The organism is Paenibacillus sp. FSL H8-0317 (assembly GCF_045040685.1).
Classification (GTDB): domain Bacteria; phylum Bacillota; class Bacilli; order Paenibacillales; family Paenibacillaceae; genus Paenibacillus.
Genome location: NZ_CP150294.1, coordinates 768,019 through 788,698, shown reverse-complemented (window position 1 = coordinate 788,698; position 20,680 = coordinate 768,019). Strand labels below are relative to the sequence as shown.

18 protein-coding genes are annotated in these 20,680 nt (G+C 48.2%); 1 reads left to right on the top strand and 17 read right to left on the bottom strand.

Annotated features, from left to right (window positions below; genetic code table 11):
* Positions 1-55: 55 nt before the first annotated feature.
* The 14 genes from MHB43_RS03820 to MHB43_RS03755 all read right to left on the bottom strand — a co-directional run bounded on the left by MHB43_RS03820 (position 56) and on the right by MHB43_RS03755 (position 16,278).
* Entirely contained in the window at positions 56-472 is a 417-nt protein-coding gene (locus MHB43_RS03820; RefSeq protein WP_405131367.1) for a sensory rhodopsin transducer, read from the bottom strand.
* A gap of 560 nt (positions 473-1,032) precedes the next feature.
* The gene (locus tag MHB43_RS03815) at positions 1,033-2,241 is read right to left on the bottom strand and encodes a rhamnogalacturonan acetylesterase (RefSeq protein ID WP_405132387.1); all 1,209 of its coding nucleotides are present in this window, start codon (positions 2,239-2,241) and stop codon (positions 1,033-1,035) included.
* Positions 2,242-2,347: 106 nt separating this feature from the next.
* Positions 2,348-3,187, bottom strand: coding sequence for a carbohydrate ABC transporter permease (locus MHB43_RS03810; RefSeq protein ID WP_091039044.1), 840 nt, complete (start codon positions 3,185-3,187; stop codon positions 2,348-2,350).
* A 2-nt stretch (positions 3,188-3,189) separates the two neighbouring features.
* A complete protein-coding gene (locus MHB43_RS03805) occupies positions 3,190-4,092 on the bottom strand; it encodes a carbohydrate ABC transporter permease (protein WP_047841423.1) in 903 nt (300 codons plus the stop codon).
* Between the two features lie 145 nt (positions 4,093-4,237).
* Positions 4,238-5,521 carry a sugar ABC transporter substrate-binding protein gene (locus MHB43_RS03800; RefSeq protein ID WP_339181754.1) on the bottom strand — a complete coding sequence of 428 codons (1,284 nt, stop codon included), beginning with the start codon at positions 5,519-5,521 and terminating at the stop codon, positions 4,238-4,240.
* Between the two features lie 220 nt (positions 5,522-5,741).
* Entirely contained in the window at positions 5,742-7,295 is a 1,554-nt protein-coding gene (locus tag MHB43_RS03795) for a response regulator (RefSeq protein WP_339181752.1), read from the bottom strand.
* Entirely contained in the window at positions 7,270-9,057 is a 1,788-nt protein-coding gene (locus MHB43_RS03790) for a histidine kinase (RefSeq protein WP_221818696.1), read from the bottom strand. The genes MHB43_RS03795 and MHB43_RS03790 overlap by 26 nt, the downstream gene beginning before the upstream one ends.
* A gap of 249 nt (positions 9,058-9,306) precedes the next feature.
* The gene (locus MHB43_RS03785) at positions 9,307-10,629 is read right to left on the bottom strand and encodes a stalk domain-containing protein (RefSeq protein ID WP_405131366.1); all 1,323 of its coding nucleotides are present in this window, start codon (positions 10,627-10,629) and stop codon (positions 9,307-9,309) included.
* Positions 10,630-11,017: 388 nt separating this feature from the next.
* Positions 11,018-11,308 (bottom strand): hypothetical protein, encoded by a 291-nt coding sequence (locus MHB43_RS03780; RefSeq protein ID WP_405131365.1) that lies wholly within the window; start codon positions 11,306-11,308, stop codon positions 11,018-11,020.
* Between the two features lie 230 nt (positions 11,309-11,538).
* The gene (locus tag MHB43_RS03775) at positions 11,539-12,402 is read right to left on the bottom strand and encodes an inositol monophosphatase family protein (RefSeq protein ID WP_405131364.1); all 864 of its coding nucleotides are present in this window, start codon (positions 12,400-12,402) and stop codon (positions 11,539-11,541) included.
* A gap of 107 nt (positions 12,403-12,509) precedes the next feature.
* Complete coding sequence (uvsE, locus tag MHB43_RS03770) at positions 12,510-13,511, bottom strand: UV DNA damage repair endonuclease UvsE (protein ID WP_405131363.1); 1,002 nt, start codon at positions 13,509-13,511, stop codon at positions 12,510-12,512.
* 155 nt (positions 13,512-13,666) lie between these two features.
* Complete coding sequence (locus tag MHB43_RS03765; protein WP_036614107.1) at positions 13,667-13,990, bottom strand: hypothetical protein; 324 nt, start codon at positions 13,988-13,990, stop codon at positions 13,667-13,669.
* A gap of 30 nt (positions 13,991-14,020) precedes the next feature.
* On the bottom strand, positions 14,021-15,121 hold the full coding sequence (locus tag MHB43_RS03760) for a D-alanine--D-alanine ligase (RefSeq protein ID WP_036614110.1): 1,101 nt from the start codon (positions 15,119-15,121) through the stop codon (positions 14,021-14,023).
* A 137-nt stretch (positions 15,122-15,258) separates the two neighbouring features.
* On the bottom strand, positions 15,259-16,278 hold the full coding sequence (locus MHB43_RS03755) for an amidase domain-containing protein (protein ID WP_047841417.1): 1,020 nt from the start codon (positions 16,276-16,278) through the stop codon (positions 15,259-15,261).
* A gap of 362 nt (positions 16,279-16,640) precedes the next feature.
* Here MHB43_RS03755 and acnA point away from each other — a divergent pair, with 362 nt between their 5' ends.
* On the top strand, positions 16,641-19,355 hold the full coding sequence (gene acnA / locus MHB43_RS03750) for an aconitate hydratase AcnA (protein ID WP_076216727.1): 2,715 nt from the start codon (positions 16,641-16,643) through the stop codon (positions 19,353-19,355).
* Between the two features lie 140 nt (positions 19,356-19,495).
* Here acnA and MHB43_RS03745 read toward each other — a convergent pair whose 3' ends face one another.
* From MHB43_RS03745 to MHB43_RS03735, 3 genes are all read right to left on the bottom strand, one after another.
* Positions 19,496-19,810: a hypothetical protein gene (locus tag MHB43_RS03745; RefSeq protein ID WP_047841416.1), complete on the bottom strand. Its 315-nt coding sequence runs from the start codon at positions 19,808-19,810 to the stop codon at positions 19,496-19,498.
* Between the two features lie 32 nt (positions 19,811-19,842).
* Positions 19,843-20,241, bottom strand: coding sequence for a hypothetical protein (locus MHB43_RS03740; protein ID WP_405131362.1), 399 nt, complete (start codon positions 20,239-20,241; stop codon positions 19,843-19,845).
* A gap of 216 nt (positions 20,242-20,457) precedes the next feature.
* Positions 20,458-20,667: a hypothetical protein gene (locus MHB43_RS03735; RefSeq protein ID WP_076216726.1), complete on the bottom strand. Its 210-nt coding sequence runs from the start codon at positions 20,665-20,667 to the stop codon at positions 20,458-20,460.
* Between the last annotated feature and the right edge of the window lie 13 nt (positions 20,668-20,680).

The window sequence follows — 20,680 nt, the reverse complement described above, 5'->3', positions numbered from 1 at the left end:
AATGCAAGGTTACGGGGCTTCTTGCCATCTCCAACTATGCTGTCGATTGGGGAAGTTATCCTAATGGATACGCCATGACACTCATCAAAGCCAATTCAGGCTGGGTCGTGTCCAAACGGCTGTACTGGACGATAACGGGGATGTTGCTCGAAACCGTAATCGCATAAGGCACGCCCGGCGGAATAGACTGCTCCCCGGATCGTAGCGATGCAGTCCGAATATGCTTCGTCCTTCTTGCTGGCACTTCAGCGACCATACCTTCGAGTGGTTCTCTGTCTTCAAAATAAATCGTGATGCGCAGCTCCGCATCCGCGGCACTGGTGTTCAGTACACAGATGCTCTCATGACTCTCCAATGTGCCCTGGCTCTCCGGGGGAATGTAACCATCCGGAATAACCCAGTAGGCGTGGCCTGTAGCTGTTGAAGCATTCTTACGGGCAGATGTGCCTGATTCTATCTGGTCAGGTGTCATTGAAATACATCCTCCTTTTTTTCACGAGTGCAATATAGGTTAAAAATCCGTGGGCTCGCGGGGCAGTCGCTTCGTCGGACGGATCGGGCTGTGGGCCGCTGTTGGCTCGGGATTTCTATTCAATTCCCCCTCAGCAGGGGAAATCCCGCTCCAAAGGCGGACGCTTCGCTCCCTTTACCCGATTCCGCCCTCCTCCGCTGCTACGCTCGCCATTGGCTTTTAAAAGATTATTGCCTTCGCTCTTCGCTGGGCAACTTTTGTTGGCTCGTTACTTCGTTTAACTCGCTACAGCTTTTAAACCCTGAATAGCTCGCAGGGCAGCCGCTTTGGCGGACGGATCGGGCTGTGGGCCGCTGTTGGCTCGGGATTTCTTCTATTCCCCCTCAGCAGGGGAAATCCCGCTCCAAAGGCGGACGCTTCGCTCCCTTTACCCGATTCCGCCCTCCTCCGCTGCTACGCTCGCCATTGGCTTTTAAAAGATTATTGCCTTCGCTCTTCGCTGGGAAACTTTTGCTGGCTCGTTACTTCGTTTAACTCGCTTAATTATTAATGGCATGAACCTACCGCAGATACATCTGCAACGGTTGCAATTGCAACTCGCGTATGGCTTCTGCCACCTGCTGGGCAAGGCGGCAGGCGCCTCGTTCCTGAAAATGCGTGTTATCCTCCATGCCTGAGGGGAAGTTCACATACTCGCCTGGAAGTACCCACATAAAGTCATCCTTGGTGCCTTCAACGCCCGCCTGCTCGAACAGAAGACGGCTACGCTCAGCCAGATCGATCAGCGGAACATCTTCCTCTTCGGCAAGCTCACGCACGGCGATGATATAATCCCCGTGGGTATCGGTCAATGTGCCATCATCCGCAAAATAGCGCCGATGCACCGGGGTGATGAGCACCGGACGAGCCTTGGCTTCGCGTGCAGCGTCGATATACTTTTTCAAATATTCCTTATATGTTGTGAATGGGTCCGTCCCACGTTCAGGGTCCGGCTTCTCATCGTTATGTCCAAATTGAATAAACAGAAAAGCTTCGGGCTTGATTCGCTCCAGAATGGCGCTTAATCTGCCTTCATTAATAAAGCTGCGGGAACTGCGCCCTGACTGGGCGTGATTATCCACTGCCACATCATGTTTGAACTGTGCTGGCAATAACTGGCCCCAACCGCAATACGGATATCCGCTTTCCGGCTGATCTGTTACGGTTGAATCCCCCGCAAGAAATACGGTCATGGTCTGATTCGCAAGAGTAATCTCTAACGCATTGATTCTCGGTGCAGGACCGGAGAATGACAGACGAAGTCTGCCGCCGCGAACAACAACCGAGAATCTAACCTCTGCGTATTGTCCGGGAAGTGTGCGAATGGTTGGCAGTACAAGCCTGCCTTCACCAGCTTTCACGCGGGTCACTGTCTCAGCCAATTCATCCCCTGCAACAAGTAATACTTGGTAGGTTCCGTCGGGAACATCCACGATGAACGATGCTTTGAGCGGAATACAGAAGCCTGAACGCAATCGGGCAGACATGGTTGTCTGCCCCGGATTGATATGATGTTGTTTCGTGGGATCCGACACATCGTCATAACGAATGCGTTGTTTCTCATACACCAGAGATCCTGCCTCGAATCCGTATCCTCCGCGTTCCTCATATGCGGTGGTTGCAGTTACTTTCAGATAATCCCCTGTCTCATCTGCTCTTCCCGAGTCCGGTCCAAAGTTAAACTTCCAGCTGGTCACGGACACTGCCTGGCTCTCTGCCGCTGCCCCCATGGCAACGGCCTGACTACCTTGAGCTTTATTCAAAAGCGATAACCTCCTTGGTTAACTTTTGTAAACGTTCATTCGGGCGAAGATACGAAGATACAGTGAATCCGGCTTATCCTTTCAATCCGCTGGTGCTCATCCCTTGAACAATTTGTTTTTGGAAGATGAAGAACACAGCTACAACCGGAACCAGACTGACGATGGACATCGCAAACATTGCGCCCCAGTTGGAAGCAGATTCGCTATCGAGGAACATTTTCAGCGCCATCGACACGGTGTATTTATCAGGCGAGTTCAGGTACAATACCGGACCGAGCAGATCCTCCCATCTCCAGTAGAAGGAGAAGATGGCTGCAGTCGCCAGAGAAGACTTGATCAGCGGCATAATAATCTGGATATACAGTCTGAATTTGTTACATCCATCGATGGTTGCTGCCTCATCCAGTTCCTTCGGAATCGTTCGAATGAACTGTACCATCAGGAAGATGAAGAACGGCATTCCGAAGAATGTAGGTACAACAATTGGCAAGATAGTGTTCAGCCAGCCGAGCTTCGTGAAAATGATGTACTGAGGAACCAATACCACGTCATGTGGCAACATCAGTGTTAACATCATCAAGGAGAACCAGAATGTACGTCCCTTGAAATTAAGTCTGGCAAAACCGAAAGCGATCAGCGATGACGATATCACAGCACCGATGGTAGATATCACTACGATTACAAGTGAGTTGGTGATGTAATCCATAAATGGTCTTCCAGCTGTGCCTTTCCAGCCATCCACATAGTTGCTCCAGATCCACTCCGCAGGAAACAGGGTATCCGCTGTGACAAAGATCGTACGGCTTTCCTTGAATGAACTGAATAGCATCCATAGGACCGGATAGAGCATCAGGAGGGCAAGAGCTGCAACGAACAGGTGATAAACGGGCCACTTTACATTTCTCCAAACCATCGTTACTTCCCTCCTTCAGATTCGTAGAACACCCAGTACTTGGATGTCAGGAAGACAGCTACCGTGAGTATACCGATCATGATGAGCATGATCCAGGCCATTGCCGAAGCATAACCCATGTTGTTAAACATAAACGCCTGACGGAACAGATACAGGGAGTACAGCATCGTACCGTCCATTGGACCGCCTTCGCCTTTGGAGATAATATAGGCAGGTACAAACGTCATGAATGCTCCAATCGTCTGCATAATCATATTGAACAGGACGATCGGGCTAAGCAGTGGCAAGGTGATGCTGAAAAATTTCCGTATAGGATTCGCGCCATCCACACCTGCTGCCTCGTACATCTCAGTAGGGATATTTTTGAGACCAGCCAGGAAGATCAGCATGGACGAACCAAACTGCCATACAGACAGTGAGATGAGCATAACCAGGGACGCATTCGGGTCACCAAACCAGCTGATTGGCCCGATCCCGATTGCCGTTAGAGCACTGTTGATAACACCCTCATTACTGAAGAGGTTACGCCACATAATGGATACGGCCACACTACCACCGATAATGGATGGCAGGTAATACAGCGTCCGGTACGTTCCAATCATACGAGAGCCAGTGTTTAGGACCATCGCTACGAAGAGGGCAAAGATCAACCTTAACGGTACCCCAATGAATACATACAGAAACGTCACTTTGACCGAGTTCCAATATTTCGGGTCATCAAAAAACATTTTGGTGTAGTTATCAAGCCCAATCCACCGCGGAGAAGTGAATAAGTTATAACTCGTGAACGACATATATAAGGACACAAACATGGGGATGAGTGTGAAGCCCAGGAATCCAATAATAAACGGGCTTATGAACGCATATCCAGTTAAGTTTCTACGTAACGACGAATACTGCCTCAATGGAACGAACCTCCTTCATGGATCAGCTTGCTCCCCCATCCTTGCTTCGGGTTATCTGGACGGGGAAAGGCCCTCGCATTCGCGAGTAGCCCCATTCCCGACCATCCCTGAAGTGGGACGAGCAAGCCATCATTCAATTCAACTGTTATTTATTGTTCGCAAGTACAGATTCGGCGTTCTTGCGGAATGTTTCTGCTGCCTGTTCAGGTGTAATTTTGCCAAAGTTCAACTCTTCAGCCACATCTGCCAGAGCAGAGATTACTTCAGGTGAACCAACCGGTGGCGGAGAACTCATTGGTGAAGCCTTTGGCTCCATGGCTGCTACGAATTCAAAGACCTGTTTTGTTGCGTCACTCAGCTCAGGTGCGATGGCTTCTTTGATTGCTCCTGAAATTGGCACACCGCGCTCACCTTTGATCAGTTTGTTCGCTTCTACGTCATTCACCCAGAAATCAATGAATTTAGCCGCTTCTTCCTTCACTTTGGAGTTGGACGTTACACCCCAATACATACTTGGTTGCATATATAGTCCTTTTTCCATATCCGGTCCTGGCATTGGAGCGATTTCGAGTGGACGGTTCGCCACCTGTTGCAAGGCTACGAACTGGTTGGACCATTGCCATACGCCAATTCCTTTTTCCTTCACGAGATCTGATTCCTCAATAATGCCTTTGGTTTGGTTGGCTACATCCGGCGTAGGTGCTGCACCCTGCTCGATCATGCGGCGCATAAGTCCGAAGAACTCCACAAACAATTGGTCATCATCATAACCAAGGCCAGTTCCTTCTGCATTGTAAAGCGAATGTCCTTTGGTACGCAGGAAGTAATGGAAGAAGATATCAGGAGCTACCCCTCCATCCAAATACAGGCCTTTCTCTGCGGCTTGTTTGCCCAGTGCTTCGTATGATTCCCATGTCATATTTTCAGGCATAGCTTCTGCTCCCGCTTTTTGAAGCAAAGCAGGGTCATATTGGAAGCCCAGAACGTTAACACCGGCAGGTACGCCGTATTGTTTGCCGTTAATTACACCTGTGCTAATAACGTTCTCGGACACATCGTCCACTTTGATCTGATTGCCCAGATAAGGCGCTAGATCCTCAAGCTGACCATTCTGTGCATATTGGCTGATGTAGGAAATATCCATCTGAACGATGTCAGGCAACTGATTTGCAGCTGCTTGTGGTGCAAGCTTTTTCCAGTAATCATCAAATGAAGCATATTCCACGTCGATTTTGACATTCGGGTTTTTCGATTTGTACAGGTCAATGACCTTCTGTGTATATTCATGCCGTGCATCCGAGCCCCACCAAGCGATCCGCAGGGTAACTGAGTCATCTCCAGATGCTCCTTCAGTTCCTCCACCTGAGCTACATGCCGCTGTAAACACGAGCAAAGCAGCCATCATCAGGAATATTGCCTTTTTCACCATGCCAATCTCCCCTTTTATGTTGATATGGTTGTGTGAACGAGTTATCCTTTTGTTTCTGATAACGCTTTCACAAACTTGTTAATGTCATTTTCGCAAATGTACGACCAGAGTTGAATACACAAAACCGTCTTGTTGGTTCAAAAAACAGAGGAGGACAACAGCCTCCTCTCGGCGCTGTTCGTCCTCCCCAGACATGAATTACATGATTGGTAGTCCATTGTTATATGCCGATTCTGCGGAATTCCGTAGGTGTCATACCGGTCCACTTTTTGAACACCTGACTGAAATATTGTGAATTCCCACCGAATCCGAACAATTCAGCAAGCTCGAATACTTTCACATCCCCGCCTCTGCGAATATGGTCACATGCGCGTTCAATGCGCAGACGATTCACGTAATTGGAGAAATTCTCGCCTGTGACTTTTTTGAAAATCTTACCCAGATAATCTGGATTCATATACAACATCTGATGGGCGACTCCATTGAGCGAGAGATCTGCCTCTCCATAATGACGATCCACGATATCCATCATCTTCTCCACGGCAGAAGACTGGCGACTGATATGGTTTTTGTAATAACCGGAAGTTAATCGGGCTGCACTGCTTGCAACAAAAGACTTCAAACCAGATAACGTATCGATATGCGGCAGTTCTGCCATACGCTGGGTGAATTCCGTTGCCTCCTCAGGTGGACAGACATGAACCATCGCCGAGTATAGCTGCACTACGTAAGAGCGAGTCACTTCAATTTCCAGCTGCTGACGTGATAATAGATCAAACAGACGATCCACCTCTACCGCTGTTTCCTCGGTATTGCCCGATTTGATCAACTGACACAGTTGCTCCGCATCCTGCTCTACGTGCACGCCGTCGCATTCTCCCGCCAGTACCAGATCATTCTTCGTGATCAGCTTGCCTTCACCGATAAAAAAGCGATGGTTCAGATACTGCAATGCCTCACGAAACAACCGCCGGGACTGGATCATTCGATCTGCTTCACTCAGCGCAGCGGTCACTTCCAATTTATATAGTCTGGTGAATGCAGCCCGAACCTCTTCAATACTTTCTTTCAGTCCGGCCGGATCAGCTGAATCCGCAAGCAGGATGAGGAGTTTGCCTTCAATGGTCGTGCTTAAAAGGACATGTGGGAGCAGGTCACTGGCAATGTTTTTGATCGCAAATAAGTGACTGTAATCATGTTCATCTACAATTCGGAACAACAGTAACCGAACTGCGTTCTCTTCAAGCTCCAGATCAAACAGCTCCTGATAATACTCCAGATCAACCGGCCCATAGGTGCGGTTGGTCATGAACTCCAGCAGAAATTGCTCCTTCACATGTGGAAGAACACGCTGCAATCGCTGTTTCATCTCACCGGCAACATGCTCCTTGACCTGGGCATCCTGATGCTCCTGCAACAGTTCAATTAACGCATCATGGATCTGATTCTCGTTGCAGGGTTTGAGCAAATAATGCTTCACACCATATTGCATCGCTCTGCGGGCATATTCGAACTCCTTGTAGCCGGATAACATAATGAAACGTACTCCCGGGTATGCTTCGGATGCCTTCTCTATGAGTCCGAGACCATCCAGACCTGGCATGGAAATATCCGTAATAATAATATCGGGTCTCGATTGCCCAATTTTGTCCAATGCTTCAATCCCGTTCCTCGCTGTACCCACCAATTCCGTACCTGCCGCGGCCCAATCGACCACTTGGGAAATCCCCTCCAGAATGACACGTTCATCATCTACGAGCATCACTTTGTACATCGTCATCGTCCTCTCTGATCCAAGGTATGCTGATCGATACTACAGTTCCTGATCCGGGCTTGCTGCTCATCACCATTCCACCTTCATCGCCGAAGGTCAGTCTGATTCGTTCCTGGATGTTAGATAACCCAATGCCCTGTCCTCTTGTCTGAATACGTCCTTCGTGTAGTTGTTCGAGGAATTCCGGTGTCATCCCCGGACCGTCATCCTCGACTTCAATAATCACCTTGTCTCCATCTGCTCTCGCCCGAATACGAATCCGGCAAGGGTCAATGCTTGGTTCGAGTGCATAATGTATGGCGTTCTCCACCAAAGGCTGTAATGTTAACTTCGGTATCCGCGCCGTTCCTACCTCTGGGGCAATTTCCATGTCGAAATCCAGTCTTTCCTCAAAACGTGTGCGCTGAATTGTCACGTAACTGCGGACAATATCCAGCTCTCTTTCCAGCGTGATCCACTTCTCGGACATATTCACAGAGCTACGCAGCAGAAATCCGAGAGCCTCAACCATTTCCGAGATCTGTCGTTGCTTCTGTACTTTAGCCAGCCAGTTAATGGATTCAAGCGTGTTGTATAGAAAATGTGGATTAATCTGCGCCTGAAGCGCTTTCAACTCAGTCTCACGAATCACCAATTGCTTGGCATAATTCTCATCAATCAACTCACGTATTCGTTGAAGCATCATCTTGAATGTGCGATGCAGCAGCCCAACCTCATTCTGTGGAGATATCGGAACATTGCCAAGGGCTGCCTCCTCCAGCTTATCCAGATCACCTTTTTCGATATTACGCATCTTTTTGATCAACTGCGCAATCGGATGGGTAATACTGCGAGAGAATCTCGCTCCAATGATAAGCGCCGCCAGAAAGATCATGATGAAGATCACCGTGACCAACTGTTTGACAAACTGGATCTGTTTAAACATCTGGTCAAACGGGGTTGTATACAGATAGGTCCAATTCGTATAGGAAGAATGCGCACGAGCTACAAAGTGTCTCCCATGCTCAAACATGGCAATTCCGTAGGGCTGGGTGCGCTTCAGTTCAGACTCAATCTCGGCTTCACTGACGGCTGATTCTGTTGGATAGATCACTTCTTTTCCATCCGTAATGAGTAATTGGGAGTCCTCAGCCGGTTCTTGCATCTGGTCCTGTACAATTCGGTCCAGCCGGACGCGGATGATCAGTGTGCCGAGTTCCTCCAATGTAAATGCTCCGCCAATAAAGGATTTCACCTGTCGGACCGACAAAAGCCTGGACTGTTTATCCCCACTGGTATGCCAGGCATTGGAGCCTGAGTATTGCTGTCCCAGTGCAACCAGTTCCTTTTGCTTCGACTCCGAAATTCCCTCCCGATTGCCTGCGGCCATAACGTTATTATCATTATCGATAAATAGCATGGAATAGACGTATTTTTCGGAACCGGCATAAGCGACTAACCTGTTGGTAATTTTTTTACGTAATCCATTTTTCTCGTAACCCGTTTCGGCCTTTTTCAGTTGGAGCAGATATTGCTGAAGCGGCTCGTCCGACATTACCTTGAAGGAAAGATTAGAAATTTCACGAAGTTGATTCTCAATACCTACCGAAGACATATTGAGGACCTGCGAGGATTTCTCATAGATCTGACGGTCATAGATACTGAACACATATCGCAGTACGGACGCATAAAACGTAAAGCTGATTAACATCAAAAGTCCGATGAGAAGAATCGTTTTGTGATGAATCGGTAGTGTTGTGAAAGCGTTCTTAATTTTGTTCATCCTAAGCGCTCCTTTGGGTTGCGAAGGGTGCTGTCATACGATGCGTTAGTGGTTTTATTGTAAGTTATTTTCATATTTACACATCCATTGGTCATCTGACAAGATATATTTATGCAACATTTCAGGTCATTAGAGAAGGTATGCATCTGTGTCAGCAACGCAAAAAGAACATAAAACGGCCAGAATACCTTGAACAGATCAAGGCATTCTGGCCGTTAAATAACATCATGTTAAAGCATGAAATACAATTTACGGATTAACAAAAACAGTTTTCAGCTTCGCTACATATTGCACATCAAAGCCAAGACCTTCAGCCACCATGGCAAGTGGTACATATGTTTTGGACTCTTTGCCTACCTTGTTCAGGAATGCAGGTGTATCCACAGTAACCGATGCTCCATTTACCTTCACAGCATTGGCACCAATCTTCACAGCAACCTTTCGGTCTCCATATGTAAAGGTTGCGGTTGAAGTTTTATTATCCCACACCGTAGTAGCACCTACAGCGTTTACGATGTCTTGAATCGCCACAAAGTTTTTGCCGTTACGGATAATCGGTTTGTACGGTGTATTTAGTGTTTTGCCACTCACGATAATATTCATTGGTTCACCTGTGGCAGGTGCAGTCAGCTTGGTGTAATCTCCCCAGATCGTTTTGGCAAATACTTCGGCAATGGCCGCATATCCAAATTGATTCGGGTGGAAATCACGATCTTTGATCATATGCGTCATCGTGCCTTCACCACCAACAAACTCCTTGGCCACGTGGGCGACTTTGACATCGGTACCCTGAGCAGTGAATTGTGCTGCAATGCCATCAATGGTCTGTGTGAAACCTTGGGATGCCTCCATCAGTTTGGCATACAGTGCCTTGCCTGCTACTTCTGGCATCGGTTGATACTGGTCGGCGATGACAATTGTAGCTGTCGGATTGATTTCATGGATATCATTAATCGTTGCACTAACATTGGCTGTATAGGTTGCAAGTAATTCTTTTACCTTCGCTTGCAGTTCCTGATCACTCAGTTTGTCTGCTGTACCGAGAAGCTCCGATACATCATTTCCCCCAATGGTAATTGCAACCAGATTGGCCTGTGCTACACTCTCACGGATTGCAGCAGCATTGGCTCCGATCTGTCCCGCTCTTGGATCAGGAAGACTTGGTTGAATCGCTTCAGAAGTCAGCGTTTTGCCATCCTTAATTGCAGTAGTGAAGTTTTTCAGGCCACTGGTTTTCAAACCGGCAATCCCGTAGTTGTCCACCTGTGTACGTCCATGCAGCAAACCTTGCTCATGCAAACGTTCTACATAACCATAAGGCAATTCTTTTGTGTTGGGCTCATAACCTACCGTTATGGAATCTCCCAATGTGACGATGCGGGACTCCTTGGTTACGGCTATTGCATCTTTCTTCGCAGTCAGCGAAGCCTCGTTAGTACCTGCTGGCAATACACCGGTTTTGGTGTCAGCCGCGTGTGCAGGCAATGCAGAAGATGTGAAGAGCAGCATTCCTGCCAACATGCTTACCGTTAAACCGGCAGCTGTATTTTCCCATATACGTTTACGCTTCATTCAAGGTAACACTCCTTCTCGCGAATCTATAATTACACTAAATGTACGTGTTCAAAAAGGTCGGTTTTCAGTACCGAGAAGATGGGATGAAGCTAGAAATGGAGTAGCGGAGCGTAGGAAAACTACGTGAGCAACGGACATTTCGGCTGAATTCCATATTCGATGCTGATGATGCCGTTAGGCATCCTTCGTAATCAAAAGCGGACCTTTCGAACAACCTCACTAATATATAGTACATTGGTCATTCCAGTGACATTGGTTGGTGTTACTCTATTCTATCATTTTAAAGTAGGTGTTGTCCTCTCTACTGAGAGCACACATGAAATAACAGACTCCCTGGAGGGGAGCCTGTTACTGGTTAAGCTCAGCTATGACGTTCAGTGATTCGTTAAGATTGCGGCTTATTCGAATCTTCAGCGATCGAATGACCCTTGTCACTCTCCGGTTTGTTCCCGGTAGCTCGCTCCAGATACCGATCATAACGATCATCCACTTCGCGTGCCATCTTCCGATACTTTAACGTTTCCTCGACAATTGGATCACGTTCCGTCTGGATTCGCACTTCATACTTGGGAGGAATCAGCTGGCGTTCACGCTGATCGGTGTCGCCGGACTCTTCCATGTCCCCTCCCGTCAGCATATCACTGAGCCGTCGTTCCAGTTCTTTGGATTCATCCATTGTTCTCGCTCCTTTAATTAAAGTCATACCTGTGTTAATTATTACTATTGTACTTTCACTTCGTGTACAGAACCATCTTCCGATCGCTGTTATCCCCAGATTTCTTTGATTCCCTTTTCCAAGGTAAAAATCCGGTGATAAAGGCGAGCGCTCCGCTTCTTCAGATGCTTTCTGTCCCCTCCGTTAATGTACAATTAAAAGTAATTAAAGCATGGATGAGTTAAATAAACTCACTCCAGACCGGTAGCCTTCGCTTCCTTCAACACATCCGTCAGTGCATCATGGATTTTGCCATTGCTGGCAACGACATGATTTACAGACAGTTGGTAAGGCGTTCCGATGGTATCCGTCACCTTGCCGCCGGATTCTTCAACCAGCAGCGCACCTGCGGCAATATCCCACGGTTTCAATCCAACTTCGGTGTAAGCGCTGAGACGTCCGGCGGCAACGTAAGCCAGATGCAAGGCGGCTGATCCACCAGCACGCAAGTTACGAACTTGCGGAGCAAGCGCCTGCACAGCGGCCATATTCAGTGGCAACGCAAAGGTTGTGTCTGCCGGGAATCCCACCGCAATCAGGCTCTGAGCCAGTTCCTGTTCACTAGATACAAGCATCCGGTTTCCGTGAACATATGCTCCTTTCCCTTTTTCCGCAACAAACATCTCATCACGGGAAGGATCGTAGATCACGCCAACAATGACTTCACCATTGTGAGCCAATGCGATGGACACCGAATAAAACGGGAATCCGTGTACAAAGTTCGTCGTTCCATCCACAGGATCAACAATCCACAGAAATTCTTCTTCCTCAGCCTCTTTCAGTGCTTTTGCCGAAGCTTCCGGTCCCGGTTCGACGCCTTCTTCACCCAGAATGGCATGGTGGGGAAAATGCGTGAGAATCAGGCGGCGGATCATCTGCTCCGCTCCTTTATCCACTTCGGTCACCAGATCTTGGGGTGAATATTTGGTGCCAAGTTCAGCTACCGTCCCAAGACGGCTTTTGATCCATTCCCCAGCTTTGGAAGCTGCATTAATGGCAACGGCAGTATAGCTTTTGCTTGTCACGACATAAGGTGTCTTTTCCTTCTCATTCAAAGCGTTCACTCTACTTTCTATATCAATCTACGAAAAGTTGAAATACTTGTTAAAAGTATACGCCCCACAGGTCGTAAAGTTTCTCGTTGCCCAGGCCCCTTTTGGCACTACGGATGAATGATGACGGTAGACTCGTCCACCCACTCCACACCCTCTTCGTGATAGAATGCCAGCTTCTGCATCAGTTGTACAAGTGCCTCATCTTTGCGTTTAGCCTCGATCATCACGTCAATCCTTGGGGTATCTGCTGCGATATGACGCAAGAAGTCGAGCACCGGCTCTGCCTCTACACCATCGGCGTGACCTCGCAGATCCTTCTCACTCTTTGGACTGGAGACATGGATTTTGGGTGGCAATGGCTGATCAGCCGGTGAATCTGCCTGGGCAAGCGGTGACTGCCAGGTCTTTAGAATATCTGGCCACAGATCCCATGCCTGTTCTCCTTCGTTGTTCACCCACTGGTGATGGATATCCAGTACCATGGGCAATCCCAAGCGCTGGCACACGGCCAGTGTCTCAGGCGCATTGAACGTTTTGTCATCATTTTCGAGTGTCAGCCGCTCCTGGATGTCCCGATCCAGCTTCAAAAAGTTTTCTTCAAAACGAAGCGCCGCCGAAGGCTTGTCCCCGTATGCACCACCAATATGTATATTGTTCTTGGCAGTGGCATTCAGCCCCATGGCATCCAGCATCCGAACATGATGACGAAGGTCGCGAATCGAGTTGTGCAGAACTTGCTCGCGGGGGGTACTAAGTACGGTAAAATGATCCGGATGAAAGGACACACGCATATGATTTTCCTTCACAAAATCACCAATGGCCGCAAAGTCCTGCTTCAGTGCTGGGAACGGGTCCCAGTCATTCAGGTCCTCGTGTGTTGCCAGTGGAATCAATTTGGAAGAGAAGCGATATACATGAATATGGTTACCCTTGTTATGCCTGAGCAAACGTAATGTATTGTGCAGGTTCTCGGCTGCAATCCGTTCGAGCTTGCGGATCGCTGCTTCCCTGTCATCGATTTTGTTAAAACTCGACATGGTCATGGTCCGGGAAGGCGAGGCATTCTCTATAAGCACGGACATTGCCACGTAACCAAAGCGTACGAGCATGAATCTCTTCCTCTCTATTAGGGCGGAGAACCCGCACGGCATATTCAGCCGTCAGGATGTACCGTCACTGTATATAACCAAGTTTTACCCTAAAAGAGTGACCATAATCGTATTCTGGCAAATCCGTCCTTCCGACCTGCACTTACAGTCAACAACTACTCCTGTGCTTGCTCTCCAAAGAACATCTCATCCGCAAGGGCAGTCTGAATGCGTGATTCTTCCTCAGTCAATTTGCGGATGAGTTGCATCTCCACCTCGGTTACCTCTTGCCCCTGAAAGTTGATCTCCGCAATGGAAACCACGATCTTGACGATGGCTACAGCCACGTTATCCGGTGTGTATGCAATCACTTTCTGGCCGGTAGGAAATACCCGGAAGCCCTGTTTGACCATTTTGCCGCGTCCGTATTCAAGCAGTTCGAACAGCTCCTGCTCATTCTTGAACTTGCATACGGAATTGAATTCAGTCTGAAATCCCATGCATATCCCTCCTGATCTTGTGGTCGCAGGCTACGCCTGTACGCCGTTCTCGTAATTCAGTGCCTGCTTGCGGTTGTAACGCTCCAGTGCCAGCTCAATCATGCGATCCAGCAGCTCGGCATACGATACACCTGTCTCACGCCAAAGAAGTGGATACATGCTGTATGGTGTGAAACCAGGCATGGTGTTGACTTCATTAATAAGCAATGCGCCGTCATTTTTCCGAATGAAGAAGTCGGCACGTGAAATACCGTTACCTTCAATCGCACGGAACGCCTGCAAAGCTGCCTCGCGAATGCGATCTGCGGCCTCTGGGTCCAGTGGAGCTGGAATCAGCATCTGTGATTGACCATCAATATACTTGGCCGCATAGTCATAATACTCACCGGAGGATACAATCTCACCTGGAACGGAAGCCATGGGCTCGTCATTGCCGAGGACGCTGACCTCAACTTCGCGGGCTTCAACGAACTCCTCAATGACAACCTTCGTATCATACCGAAGTGCGAACTCGACAGCTGTCTTCAGCTCATCGCGGTTACGTGCTTTGGAGATGCCTACACTGGAGCCCAGATTTGCCGGTTTGATAAAACAAGGATACCCCAGCTGATCTTCGACCTGTACGATCATTTCGTGCTCTGTCTGCTTCCATTGTGTCGCGTTAAAATACGTAAAAGCACATTGGTCAATGCCGGCCTGTGCAAACAGCTTTTTCATGACCACTTTGTCCATGCCGCCAGCCGAAGCCAGTACACCTGCACCTACATATGGCATATCCGCCATCTCGAACATGCCCTGAATGGTGCCATCCTCTCCAAACGTACCATGCAGCAGAGGGAACATCACGTCCAGCGCTTCTGCTCCGCCATACAAACGGCCAAACAGGGCGTTCAGCGCATCCTGCGTTCCACCCGCCGATTGCTCCAGCTTCAAGTCTTCAATCTGCGCGAACGGCGCATGCATGACAGGTCCTTTTTTCCACGTCCCCTGCTTGGAGATATAAAAAGGAACCAATTCATACTTTTCATAATCAAATGCGTTTGTTACAGCAAACGCCGTTTGCAGCGACACCTCATGCTCGCCCGATTTTCCGCCGTACACGACGCCTACTTTTAATTTATCCATACTCATGTGTACCCTCCGATTATCTGTGCCTGATGCTGTCATGTTTGCATGCTCAGCATCCTTGTTATTCTGCTTGCGTTATCTGGTCTTATTTTACACGGAACTGGATGTCTGCGTCACCGCATCCCGAAAATCTTTCGTCATCAAAACTCATCTGCAATATGAAAAAGCCGGTATACCGTCCGCTCCGTCCAAGCGTAAGAATCCCGGTAATCCCAAAATCGGTGACGGCTGCTAACCGTATGTGCGTTAACAAGCGGCATGCCGCCCGCATCAAACGCGGTCACAACGGTGCTATGCTGAAATCGTCCATCTCCATCCCAATCGTAGAGAATAACATCACCGAGCATCAGCTGCTCAGGACGCTCCACTTCTGTCGCGGTCAGACCCCAGCTGCTGCCTGACAAATAACGCTCCAGACTGTTGGAAACTGCCCAACTGTAACTCCACATTTCGGAGCCGTTCACATACCCTTTATACCACCAGCCGGCTTCTCTTCTACCAGTATAGTGGATGGGTGCGCCCCCTGCAAAGAGACATTGGGACACGTAATTGGTACAATCCACATCAAATTCCTCAAATGCCGGATTCCCCGCATTCCACCACCGATCTGCATAGGCAACTGCCAGATCTCTGCGATATGACTGTTGCCGTGAGCTTCTTCCTTGACCCAGCACTTCCCGATTCAACAGCGGCCGATTCATCGCCTGTACAAAATCAGCTTGTTGAAACGGACGTCCTTCCCCAGCAGGGCGACGCTCCGGCACTTCCCGTTCGACCCGCCCAATGATCCATCCACCACTCTGCCGCAGAAAGGTTAACCGCTCTCGCTCAATCCGGTCCTCCCGGTGGGTGATCCCGCTCTTCTCGTAGAACAGTCTGCTGTACAACTGTACATCCACCACCGCTTCTTCCTGGCCATCCATAAGCGTGCGCACAAGCTTGGCGCTGGTCTCGCTGCGAAGAGGCACGGCGCGCCGCTTACGATACCATTCGTCCAGCCTTGCCATACGCTCTCCCCGTTCCACCACGAAGTCAGGATCGGTAACGATCCGTTCGCTGGTCTGTGGACGGTAGTCGATCTCACAGCGGTTGTACTGGTTCACGTAAGTATATAAGGCACTCTTCCATTCCCGTTCCAAGCCTGTGTCCCCCTTTGGCATGAGTTCTGTCTGGAATATTTCATTGCGTATATAAACTCCTACTATTCATATGAAAGGGTCTTCGGTTGTATGTACACGGCTCAGGAGGGAGATCCGAAATTCGGCAAATACAGGTACACGAGATATCTTATTCCTGCTCACTTCACGAAAACGCCTTCATCGGTCCAAAAGCTTGCTTGATCAGGCAAAAAGACCTTTACGTACGGAGGTGAAAACGGTATACTTAAAACTAAAGTTATGATTATGAAATTACGTTTCATCTGATGAAACTAACACACAAGAACACGGAACGATGAAGGCCTGTTCTTCACCTAAATGAACGTTTTCTTCATCTCACCGACACATCCCAAGGAGGTACATGTATGTCAGCAAAGAATCATTTCTCCGCCGCTCGCAGTCTTGAGGTTGGAGGCAAGTCTTACCGCTACTACAGTCTCGATGCTCTTCAGGAAAACGGCCACGGCGATCTTTCCAGGCTCCCTTTCTCCATTAAAGTGTTGCTTGAAGCAGCAATTCGTCAATTCGACGGACGTGCCATCACCGAAGAACACGTAAAACAACTGACCGGCTGGGCAGATGGCCGTGACAATAACAAGGAAATTCCATTCATCCCTGCACGTATTGTTCTGCAGGATTTCACCGGTGTACCGGTTGTCGTTGACCTCGCTGCAATGCGTGATACTGTAAAAAAAGCAGGCGGCGATCCAAAACAGATCAACCCGCTCGTACCGGTCGATCTCGTTATCGACCACTCTGTTATGGTTGATGCTTTTGGTACCAACGATGCACTTGATTACAATATCAAAGTTGAGTTTGAGCGTAATGAAGAGCGTTACCGCTTCTTGCGTTGGGCACAAACGGCGTTCAACAACTTCCGTGCAGTTCCACCATCCACAGGGATCGTTCACCAGGTTAACCTGGAGTATCTGGCTTCCGTGGCAGCAACAAAAACCGTTGACGGCGAAACTGTTGTATTCCCGGATTCCCTCGTAGGTACAGACTCCCACACCACCATGATCAACGGACTTGGCGTTGTTGGTTGGGGTGTTGGTGGAATCGAGGCCGAAGCAGGTATGCTGGGTCAACCGCTATACTTTGTAACACCAGACGTTATCGGTTTCAAACTGACAGGCAGCCTGAGTGAAGGGGCAACAGCAACGGATCTGGCACTGACCGTTACCCAATTGCTTCGTAAAAAAGGTGTTGTTGGTAAATTCGTAGAGTTCTACGGACCAGGTCTTGCCAACATCGGTCTGGCTGACCGTGCAACAGTAGCCAACATGGCACCAGAGTATGGCGCTACCATCGGTTTCTTCCCTGTTGATAGTGAAACGTTGAACTATCTGCGTAACACTGGCCGTCCTGACGAGCAGGTTGAATTGGTTGAAGCTTATTACAAAGCTCAAGGCATGTTCCGTACTTCCAGCACCGTTGATCCTGAATTCACAGATGTGATTGAACTGGATCTCGGCTCTGTTGTACCAAGTCTTGCCGGACCAAAACGTCCACAAGATCGCATCGAGCTGACACAAATGAAAGAAAGCTTCAACAGCATCATCCGCACACCTGTAGATAAAGGCGGCTACGGTCTGAGCGATGAGAAAATCGAACAATCCGTACCTGTGAAGCATCCGGACGGTTCCAACAGTGAACTGAAGGCAGGCGCTGTTGTGATCGCGGCGATCACAAGTTGTACGAACACTTCGAATCCAAGTGTTATGGTTGGAGCGGGACTACTGGCGAAAAAAGCAGTTGAACGCGGCCTGACCAAACCAGGTTATGTGAAAAGCAGTCTGACACCAGGTTCCCTTGTGGTTACCGAGTACCTGGAAAAAGCAGGTCTGATCACGTATCTCGACAAACTCGGATTCAACGTTGCCGGCTACGGTTGTGCAACATGCATTGGTAACTCCGGCCCACTGCCGGACGAAGTGAGCGAAGCTATTGCTGAGAACGATATGACCGTAGCGGCTGTATTGTCTGGTAACCGTAACTTCGAAGGCCGTGTGCATGCACAGGTTAAAGCCAACTACCTGGCATCACCACCACTCGTTGTGGCATATGCACTTGCGGGTACAGTGAATATTGACTTTGAAACCGATCCAATCGGTTATGATACGAACAATGAGCCTGTATTCCTGAAAGACCTCTGGCCTACATCCGAGGAAATCAAGGATACCATCGCAAGTTCCCTGAACGCTCAGATGTTCCGCAACAAGTACGAGAATGTATTTACAGCCAATGAGCGTTGGAATTCAATTTCTGTACCGGAAGGCGAATTGTACGAGTGGGACCCGAACTCCACGTACATTCAGAATCCTCCATTCTTCCAAGAGCTTGGCGACAAGTTGAACGATATCGCAGATATCCGTTCTGCACGTGTTATGGCATTGCTTGCAGATTCCGTAACAACGGATCACATCTCGCCAGCAGGTAATATTGCACCATCCAGCCCGGCTGGATTATACCTGAAAGAACATGGCGTAGAGCGCAAAGACTTCAACTCCTACGGTTCACGCCGTGGTAACCATGAAGTAATGATGCGTGGTACATTCGCCAACATTCGTATTCGTAACCAGGTGGCTCCGGGCACCGAGGGCGGCATCACGAAGTACCTGCCAACGGACGAAGAAATGTCCATCTACGATGCTTCCATGAAGTATCAGGATGAAGGACAGAACCTGATCGTTATCGCTGGTAAAGAGTATGGTACAGGAAGCTCCCGTGACTGGGCGGCAAAAGGAACATTCCTGCTCGGCGTCAAAGCCGTTATCGCAGAAAGCTTCGAGCGGATTCACCGTAGTAACCTGGTCGGCATGGGCGTAATGCCATTGCAATTCCAGGAAGGTCACGGCTGGTCCAGCCTTGGTCTGAACGGACGTGAAACGTATGACATTACTGGCCTCAGCAATGATGTGAAGCCAGGACAAGAGTTGAAAGTTACCGTAACTCGTGAAGACGGTACACAGTTCGACTTCCCTGTTATCGCTCGTCTGGACAGCATGGTTGACGTGGATTACTACCATAACGGCGGTATCCTGCAAACTGTATTGCGTCAAATGATGAAAAAAGCTTAATGATATAAATCATTAATGTGATAAATTTATACAGAAAAGCTCCCTGCCACGTGCACTCAGCACGTGGCAGGGAGCTTTTGAGCTTTTTATTTAACTGTCGATATGCATCATCAATTTAATTATAAGTGGGTTCTTATCACTTAAAACTCAAAATTTAATCCAACTTCTGAATCATCAGGTGGTTCAGGAATACGATATACACCTCTGCAATTTAATTTCTCCACGTTGATCCAGTCCACAAAATCATCTGCCCCGTAACTACGAATAAAGTGAGCATATTCCGTATTTCCCTCATGATCAATAGACTCGATATACAGGGTGAATGGGTGCTTATACTCTAAGCTCTGCAAAAAATCGATAAATTCTCCTCTCCACTCGCCAATTTTTCCTGCATATTGATTGGGAACGTAATAGTAGAACACATCAAAGTGATATACAACAATTTTCATTAACATTTACAAGCCTCCTAGAAATTACAGATCACAGTTTAGAGTTTTAAGATCTCCATACCTTCTCTCAGTTGTTCCGACACAGCGGTATAGTACTCAATGCTATCCGCAAGTTCGCGTTCAGTCTTATGTATAAGATAATAGGAATATTTCTGCATCAACTCATGCTCGTTTAACTCAACAGGGAGATAAATAATCTCAACATCATTCGAATCGAAATAATGACGATATCCTCTCTCCGATTGTCCCACTTTCATGACTGTTTTTATCACCAGCAACTCATCACGTGTACAAGCTCTTATCAGATCAGTTCTTTTCTGTTCGAAATCACGCACTACTTCTTCATCGTAGTGATTATTCGTAGCTTCAGCAATTTCAGTTTCAATTTGCATAATGGCTTTCATTGTTCCTGCTAGTTGTATAGCTAATGAATACAATGTATGTCCTCCTTTTTTATAAGGGATAGGTACTAACGCATCATCTCTACTTTACCTCATTTGCGATGTTACTCGCAAAGTTCACTGGTCCTATGCTAAATTCGATACCTTATGAAACAATAAAAAAAGCTCCCCGTAACGTGCAATCTGCACGTTACGAGGAGCTATGGTTTCAGTATGTGTGTATTCTCCGTTGCTTCGAGGCCAAACTGCCTTTTAATGCCCAATGTGATGTGAGGCTTGATCTAACAGTTGAATCGTACCCATGATCAGAAACAGACACGACAGAGCAATTAACGAGCCTCCAACCCATCTAGACATGATCACTCGCTCCGCAATCTGTTTTTCCGAAGCATCCGTTACCTTGTGTGGATAAACGAGAAACATTAGCCCTGCGCTAATGAACAGTACAGCCATTATAATCAAGTTGTTCCCCTCC

Coding starts and splice junctions, on each gene's coding strand:
- MHB43_RS03800 (WP_339181754.1), bottom strand. CDS start 5,521: ATGGTGAAAAAGGCAATATTCCTGATGATGGCTGCTTTGCTCGTGTTT.
- MHB43_RS03820 (WP_405131367.1), bottom strand. CDS start 472: ATGACACCTGACCAGATAGAATCAGGCACATCTGCCCGTAAGAATGCT.
- MHB43_RS03780 (WP_405131365.1), bottom strand. CDS start 11,308: ATGGATGAATCCAAAGAACTGGAACGACGGCTCAGTGATATGCTGACG.
- acnA (WP_076216727.1), top strand. CDS start 16,641: ATGTCAGCAAAGAATCATTTCTCCGCCGCTCGCAGTCTTGAGGTTGGA.
- MHB43_RS03765 (WP_036614107.1), bottom strand. CDS start 13,990: ATGGGATTTCAGACTGAATTCAATTCCGTATGCAAGTTCAAGAATGAG.
- MHB43_RS03755 (WP_047841417.1), bottom strand. CDS start 16,278: ATGCCAAAGGGGGACACAGGCTTGGAACGGGAATGGAAGAGTGCCTTA.
- MHB43_RS03745 (WP_047841416.1), bottom strand. CDS start 19,810: ATGTTAATGAAAATTGTTGTATATCACTTTGATGTGTTCTACTATTAC.
- uvsE (WP_405131363.1), bottom strand. CDS start 13,511: ATGCTCGTACGCTTTGGTTACGTGGCAATGTCCGTGCTTATAGAGAAT.
- MHB43_RS03760 (WP_036614110.1), bottom strand. CDS start 15,121: ATGAGTATGGATAAATTAAAAGTAGGCGTCGTGTACGGCGGAAAATCG.
- MHB43_RS03795 (WP_339181752.1), bottom strand. CDS start 7,295: ATGTACAAAGTGATGCTCGTAGATGATGAACGTGTCATTCTGGAGGGG.
- MHB43_RS03790 (WP_221818696.1), bottom strand. CDS start 9,057: ATGAACAAAATTAAGAACGCTTTCACAACACTACCGATTCATCACAAA.
- MHB43_RS03810 (WP_091039044.1), bottom strand. CDS start 3,187: ATGGTTTGGAGAAATGTAAAGTGGCCCGTTTATCACCTGTTCGTTGCA.
- MHB43_RS03815 (WP_405132387.1), bottom strand. CDS start 2,241: ATGGGGGCAGCGGCAGAGAGCCAGGCAGTGTCCGTGACCAGCTGGAAG.
- MHB43_RS03785 (WP_405131366.1), bottom strand. CDS start 10,629: ATGAAGCGTAAACGTATATGGGAAAATACAGCTGCCGGTTTAACGGTA.